This is a genomic window from Streptomyces sp. FH025, assembly GCF_017427025.1.
In the GTDB taxonomy this organism is placed as follows: Bacteria; Actinomycetota; Actinomycetes; order Streptomycetales; family Streptomycetaceae; genus Kitasatospora.
In genome coordinates this window covers 1-7,761 of record NZ_JAFLNG010000364.1, presented here as the reverse complement: position 1 = coordinate 7,761, position 7,761 = coordinate 1, and the positions used below count along the sequence as shown (strand labels likewise).

The 7,761-nt window shown below is 70.8% G+C and carries 2 protein-coding genes; both read right to left on the bottom strand.

Going from position 1 to position 7,761, the window contains the following annotated elements; genetic code table 11:
- On the bottom strand, positions 1 to 1,821 hold a 1,821-nt coding region (locus J0670_RS23640; protein ID WP_207813664.1), incomplete at its 3' end, for a M4 family metallopeptidase.
- A 572-nt stretch (positions 1,822 to 2,393) separates the two neighbouring features.
- Positions 2,394 to 7,761, bottom strand: a 5,368-nt coding sequence (gene pulA, locus J0670_RS23635) for a pullulanase-type alpha-1,6-glucosidase (RefSeq protein ID WP_207813663.1), incomplete at its 5' end; no start/stop codon positions are given.

The window sequence follows — 7,761 nt, the reverse complement described above, 5'->3', positions numbered from 1 at the left end:
GGCGTCGGTGACCGTGACCGTCACGTTGGAGTTGGCCGCCGCGGTCGGGGTGCCGGTGATCACGCCGGTCGAGGCGTTGATGACCAGGCCGGCCGGCAGGCCGGTCGCCGAGTAGGACAGCGGGGCGGTGCCGCCCGAGGCCTTGATCTGGAGGTTCACCGCAGTGCCGACGGCGGTCGACTGGTTGCCCGGGTTGGTGACGGTGACGCCGCCCGGGTTGGGCAGCGAGCCGACGTTGACGCCGGCCCAGGCGGTGGCGACCGCGTTGTACTCGGCGCTGTTCGCGCCGTACAGGTCGGTGGCCGCGTTCAGGGTCGCGGTCCGGGCGGCCGCGTAGTTGGTGGTGGAGGTCATGTAGGCGGTCAGCGCCTTGTACCAGATCTGCTGCGCCTTGTCCCGGCCGATGCCGGTGACGGTGATGTTGTTGACCGTCGGGCTGTTGTAGCTGACGCCGTTGATCACCTTGGCGCCGCTGCCCTCGGCCAGCAGGTAGAAGAAGTGGTTGGCGACACCGGACGAGTAGTGCACGTCCAGGTTGCCGACGCCCGAGTACCAGGAGTCGGCCGAGGTGCCGTCCTTGGAGGGCTTGTCCATGTAGCGCAGCGGCGTGCCGTTGCCGTTGATGTCGATCAGCTCGCCGATGAGGTAGTCCGGGTTGTCGGCGGGCAGGTTGGCGTAGAACTCGACCATCGAGCCGAAGATGTCCGAGGTGGCCTCGTTGAGGCCGCCGGACTCGCCCGAGTAGTTCAGGTTGGCGGTGGCGGAGGTGACGCCGTGGCTCATCTCGTGGCCCGCGACGTCGAGTTCGGTCAGCGGGTGGGTGTTGCTCTGCCCGTCGCCGTAGGTCATGCAGAAGCAGCCGTCGTCCCAGAACGCGTTGACGTAGCCGGTGTCGTAGTGGACCCGGCTCATGGCGCCGACGCCGTCGTTCTTGATGCCGGTGCGGCCGAAGGTGTTCTTGTAGAAGTCCCAGGTGACGGCGGCGCCGTACTGGGCGTCGACGGCGGCCGACTCGCGGTTGCTGACCTGGCCGTTGCCCCAGGTGTCGCTGGACTTGCTGAACAGCGTGCCGTTGCCGGACGTACCGTTGTTCATGTCCGTGGTGTACTGGCCACCGCGGCTGGCGTCCTTGAGCTGGTAGGTCGAACCGCTCTGGGTGGTGGTCAGCGGCACGTTGCCGACGAACACGCCGGTGCCGGACCCGCGCTTGATGCCGTCCGCCTTGCTGAGCACGTCGCCGGTCTTGGCGTCGGTGACCACGTGCAGCTTGCTCGGGGTGCCGTCGGACTCGCGGCCGGAGACGACGGTCTCCCAGGCGAGCTTCGGGGTGCCGTCCGCGGCCCAGACGACCAGGCGCGGGGCGGAGTCGACACTGCCCTGCTCGACGGCGAGCGCGGCGGCCTGGGCCTTCGGGGCGGCCAGGGTCGGGGTGGTCTCGACGCCCGCGAGGTTCGCCTCGCTGGCCTTGGTCACGCTCCTGGTGGCCCCGTTGGCGTCCTGGTGCACGATCAGGTCGCCGCCGAGCACCGGGAGGCCGGCGTAGGTGCGCTCGTAGCGCAGGTGGCGGGCGCCGGTGGCGTCCTGGACGACGTCCTTGGTGACCAGCTTCTCCTGGCCGCTCAGGTTGAGCGCCTGGGCGAGGGAGGCGGTCTGCTGGTTGGCCGAGGTGATCAGCGCGGCCCGGGTGGCCTGCTGGGTGGCGACGGCGGTCGGCGCGTCCGGGGAGGCCGCCTGCGCGATCACCGGTATGCCGGTGACCAGCAGCGCGGTGGTGGCGGCCATGACAACCGCCGCCTTCCGGGCGTGAGCGTAACGGGACATGCGGACTCCTTTTCCGACCGGCGCGGGTTCACGCTCGGTGGAGAGAAACCTGGGCCGCGGGGTCGCGGCGCAGTGGGGGCCCCCGCCGGGTGCGACGGGGGTGCGGTTGCGGTGCTCACAAGCCGTTGCAGGGTTCGTAGCAGGATCGAGACGCGCTGCACCTGAGCTGAGCCGACTGCGCCGGGGGGTGGGGTCCCCTCGTCCGCAGCAGGAGGAATCGTGGCAGCAAACGCGCCGTTAATGACAGATGCATGCCACCGATTGGCCGATTCATTACCGAAACCGTATGCACGACGGTCCGTCAGTTGTGTTACCCCATGACGAAGTCTTGAACACGGTTTTCATGGTCCCGGCAAAGTTCGATCACTACCGGAGGTGACTGACCAGCGCTCAGGGCCGCCGCCCGTACCGCCGGGTAGCGGGCAGCGCCCGGCCCGCGCGGCACGTCACAGTTCCGGCCGTGCCACCGCCGGATTCCGGCCAGTTCGCGGCTGGAACGGAACCGGGCCCCGCACCGCCCGAACGGCGGTGCGGGGCCCGGGAGTTACCGGAGCCTGTCTTCGGTCGAGGAATCAGCCCTGGACGAACACCGCCACGGTGCGGCCCGGCACGGTGAACGTCCCGGTCGCGGCGTCGAAGCCGGACCGCTTCACCACCTCGTCCACCCCGCCCGCCTGGACGGGGTGCAGCGCCTGGCTCGTCCCCCGCAGGGCCGCCACGGTCTGCGCCTGCGCGGTGGGCGTGGCGTTGAAGACCACGGTGACGCCCTTCTCCGCCCCCTTGAGCCCGGTGCCGTCCAGGTGCAGGGTGACCACCCCGGGCGTCTCACCCGGCGTGCCGGAGAGCGGGTACGACAGCCGCTGCTGGACGTCGGCCAGGGTCGGCAGCGAGAACAGCGGCGAGGAGCGCTTGATCCGCAGGAACTCCTGGAACTGCGCCGCGGTCGCCCGGATGTCGGCCGCTCCCACGGTCAACTTCGGGTTGGCCAGCAGGGACTGGGCGGTCGGCCACATCTCCTGGTTGTCCTTCGCCATCGGCAGGCCGCGACCCCAGCCGTTGCCCTCGGACGCGTCCCAGTGGATGGCGTTGAACCAGTCGCCCGAGTCGTAGGAGTTGGAGTCCAGCGACTTGGAGCGCAGCAGGTCGCTGCCGGCCTGGGCGAAGCCCGCACCCTGGGTGAGCGCGGTCAGCGACAGTCCGAGCGCCTGCATCCGGGCCCGGTCGGCGGGCGCGGTGGTGGTCGGCAGCTTGTAGGCGAGCGCGTCGAAGAGGTCGGTGTTGTCGTGGGCGTCCACGTACTCCACCGCCTCGCCCGGCCTGGCCGCGTACCCGGTCGGGGCGCCGTTGTAGTCGACCTGGGCGCCGGTGACGGCCTTGCCCGCGCTGTCGGTGAAGGAGTAGCCGGCCAGGTTGCCGGTCAGCCCCACCTTGATCTGGTCCATCTGGTGCAGCAGCCGGGCCTTCTGCTCCTCCGGAGTGCCGTTCGCGGGCGAGCCGTTGGGGTCGGTGTACAGGCCCGAGGCGAAGCCCTGCTGCGGCGCGGAGTTCAGCATGAAGTTGCCGCCGCGGGCGGCGTCGCGGATCCGGTCGTCGAAGGTGGCGATGCCGGTGCCGGCCATGTTGGCCTGGGTGGCCTGCACGAACCGGGCGTCGTTCGCGACGACGCCGAAGTTCCAGCCCTCGCCGTACAGCAGGACGTTCTTGCCGTCCACGCCGTCCGACTCGGGCGTCATCTTCCGCAGCGCGGCCTGCACGTCCAGCATGGTGGACTTCGGGTCCAGGCCCATCAGGTCGAAGCGGAAGCCGTCGACCTGGTACTCCCGGGCCCACAGCGTCACCGAGTCGACCACCAGCCGGTTCATCATGGCGTGCTCGGGCGCGGTGTCGGCGCAGCAACTGTCCGTCGTCACCTTGCCGTTGGCGTCCAGCCGCTGGTAGTAGCCGGGGACGACCCTGTCCAGCACCGAGTGCTCGGCCTGGCCGCTGGCGGCGGTGTGGTTGTACACCACGTCCAGCACCACCCGCAGTCCGGCCGCGTGCATCGCCTGCACCATCCGCCGGAACTGCACGGTGCGGGCGGTGCCGGTGGAGTCGGTCGCGTACGTGCCCTCCGGCACGTTGTAGTGCAGTGGGTCGTAGCCCCAGTTGTACGCGTCGTCGGCGGCGACGGCCGCCACGCACTCCTGCTGCTTCGGGCTGTCCGCCGGAAGGGACTTGAGGTCGCAGGGCGGCAGCTTCTGGTCGGCCCTGTTCTTCGGGATGGACGCGATGTCGAAGGTCGGCAGCAGGTGGACGGTGGTCACCCCGGCCTTGGCGAGGTCCCGCAGGTGCTGCATCCCGGCCGAGTTCGACTCGGTGAACGCCAGGTAGGTGCCGCGCTCGGCGGCCGGGACGGTGGAGTCCTCCACCGAGAAGTCCCGGACGTGCAGCTCCTGGATCTGCTGCTGCGCGAGCGGGACGGCCTTCGGGCGGGGCTGGTCGTCCCAGCCCTGCGGCTTGAGCTCCTTGGCGTCCAGGTCGGCGACCAGGCTGCGCCCGGAGTCGGCGGACAGCGCCACCGAGTACGGGTCGGTGACGGTGTTGACCACCGTCTGCTGCACCGAGGGCGCCCAGACCTTGACCTGGTACAGGTAGTACTTTCCGTCCAACTCCGGCTTGTCGCGGACGACTTCCCACATCCCGGTCTCGTCGTCCCGCTTCAGCGGCAGCGTCCTCGGGGTGCCCCCGGTGGCGCCGTCGAAGACCTGGACGGAGACCTCCTGCGCGGTCGGCGCCCAGAGCGAGAGCGCGACCTTGCCGTTGTAGTACGCCGGGCCGAAGTCCACCTTGCCGGTGCGGCCCGCGTACAGGTCGTCCAGCACGCCGGGGATCTGTACGCCGGTGGCGGCCGACACGGCGCCGCTGGGCAGGTGTTCGGTGAAGAGCAGCTGGCCGCGCAGCGCGGCCGGGACGCGGGCGGTGTCCCGGGCGTCCACGGTGAAGGCCCGGTAGCCCGCCAGGTGCGGGTACTTGGCCTTCTGCGCGTCGGTCAGCCCGCCGGCGGCCGGGGTGAGCCGGATCCACTGGCCGGGCTTGGTCAGCGCGCCCTTGTCGGCGCGGATGCCGCCCGCGGGGTCGTACACCAGCTGGGCGCTGGTGCCGCCGGCCAGGGCCTGGTCGGTGGCGCCGTAGTTCGCGGGGACGACGACGGTCCTCGCGTCGATCCACTGGGCCTTGGCGCTGCCCAGGTCCAACTGCGAGGAGGCGGCCGGGTTCTGCGGCAGCAGGTAGCCCTCGCGGCCGCCGAGGATCCACACCTCCCTGCCGTTGACGGCGAAGTCCAGCGACTGGTCGGCGGGCAGGTCCTTGTCGTTGCCGTTGTGCAGGATGTAGCTGAGGCTGGTCGCGCCGGGGGCGAGCGGCACCTCGAAGACGGCGCCGAAGGCGTCGCGGCGCGCGGGCATCAGCGGCTTGCCCCAGTCGGTGGGGTTGGCGGCGCCCGTCCAGTCGTGCAGGCCCCAGCCGTCGTAGTTCCCGTCGGCCCGGTTGTAGTGGATGACGGCGGTGTTCGCCGGCTGTGTGTCGGCCGGGCCCGGATTGGCGGTGCGGACGGCGGGGTCGCCCTGCTTCAGCCACACCTCACCGGAGGTGCCGACGTCGAGGTGGCGGTCGGCGTCCACGTCCTTGACGCCGTTCTTCTCCACGATGAAGCCGACGTCCGAGGCGCCGGGCTTGAGCCGCACGTACGCGAAGGCGCCGTACGCGTCCCGCCCGGTGAAGGCGTGCCCGGCCGGCCACTGGGTGGCCTCGCCGTCGGCGAGGTCGCCCCAGGCGTAGAGGTTCCAGCCGTCGTAGTCGCCGTCCGGCCGGTTGTAGTGGACGACGGCGTACGGGCGCGCGCCGGCGGTGGGCACCGGCTTGGGCGCGGGGGTGCCGGTGGTGAAGCTCGCGGTGGCGGAGCGCAGGTGGCCGCCGGAGTCCTGCACGACGGCCTTGTAGCGCACCACCGTGCCGGGGGCCACGGCGCCGAGGTCCTGCGTCACCGCGAAGAGTCTTTGGCCGTCGGAGCCGGACTTCCCGGTGTCGGCGGTGCCCAGGGTCTTCCAGGGCCCGTTGCCGATCTGGGCGGCGAAGCTGACCCGGTTGAAGCCGCCGCCATCGGCCTTGGCCCCGATGGTGACCAGCCCGGTGGAGCCGTCCGCCGGCGGCTGCACCGAGAGCTGGGGAGCGGCGTTCACGGCGGCCAGCCTGGCGCCCGCCTTGAACACGACCGAGGACAGCGCCGGCACGGTGACCGTCACCTTGCGGTCGGCGCCGCTGGTGGCCCGCTCTCCCGCCGTCGGGTAGATCCGGTCGAAGCCCATCCCGGCCGAGAAGGTGTCCAGCGTGACGGTCTTCGCCTCGGCGGCGTTGTTGACCGCCACCAGGTACTCGACCTGCTGCCCCGCGTCGATCCGGGAGAAGGCGTAGACGCCCGCGCCGTCGGCGGCGTACCGCTCGATCTGCGCGCCGTCGGCCAGCGCCGGGTTGTCCCGCCGCAGCTGGGCCAGCCCGGCGACGCCCCGGTAGAGCTCGCCGTTCTGCCCGTACCGGTCGGCGGGGCCGGAGGGGCCGCCGAGCACCCGGTCGCCGTTGTACGAGGCGGTCCTGGAGGCGAACATGTCCTGCCGGGCGTCCTTGTCGCCGCCCGCGCCGGTGAAGCCCTGCTCGTCGCCGTAGTAGACGACGGGCTGGCCGCGGGTGAGGAACTGGAGCTCGGTGCCGAGCCGGTCCTTCTTCAGCAGGGCCGCCTCGTCGGCGCCCGGGTTGTCGGCCAGCAGGAAGGAGCCGAACCGGCCCATGTCGTGGTTGCCGAGGAAGGTCGGCAGCTCGTACGCGTCGGTGTCGGCGCTGGTGTAGCGGTAGTCCTGGCCGTAGACGTCGGCGAGGTTCCTCGCCGAGCCGCCCTGGGAGACGTAGGAGCGGGCCGCGCCCTGGAACGGGAAGTCCAGGGTGGCCTGGAGCTTGCCCTGGGTGACGTACGGCGAGGTGACGGCCGGGTCGCCGGAGTAGACCTCGCCGAACATGAAGAACCGCTTGTTGCCCTGCTTGGCCGCGAAGTCCTTGAGCGCGGGCGCCCACTGCTGCCAGAACGCCATGTTGACGTGCTTGACGGTGTCGATCCGGAAGCCGTCCACGCCGGCGTCCTTGACCCACTGCTGGTAGACCTGCTCGAAGCCCTTCACCACGCGCGGGTTCTGGGTGTCGAGGTCGTCCAGCCCGCTGAAGTCGCCCTCGGTGGCGGACTCGCCGACGAAGGTCGAGTCGCCCCGGTTGTGGTAGAGCGACGGGTCGTTGAGCCAGGACGGGGTCTTGGCCTTGGCGTCGGCGGGGGTGCGGAAGACCGGGGTGTAGGGGAAGGAGCCCTTGGTGATCTTCGGCCAGGTGGGCGCCGGGGGTACCTCCCGGCCGGAGGCCGGGAGAGCGTCGGCGATGGCGGTCTCGTCGACCGGGTTGCCGTCGGCGTCCAGCGTCGGGTACGCGCCGGTCGAGCGGTAGGCGTGCTGCTGCTCGGCGTAGTCGATGACGTCGGCGGTGTGGTTGGTGATGACGTCGAAGAAGACCTTGATGCCGCGCGCGTGCGCCTTGGCTATCAGCTCCTTGAGCTGCGCGTTGGTGCCGAAGTGCGGGTCGACCTGGGTGAAGTCGGTGATCCAGTAGCCGTGGTAGCCGGCCGAAGCCTGGTCCCCGGTGCCCTGCACCGGCTTGTTCTTGAAGATCGGGGCCATCCAGATCGCGGTGGTGCCGAGGTTCTGGATGTAGTCGAGCTTCTGGATCAGGCCGGCCAGGTCGCCGCCGTGGTAGAAGCCCTTGTCGGTCGGGTCGAAGCCGTTCTCCAGCCGCCCTCCCGTGATGCCTCCGGTGTCGTTGGCGGTGTCGCCGTTGGCGAAGCGGTCGGGCAGGACGAAGTAGAACTGCTCG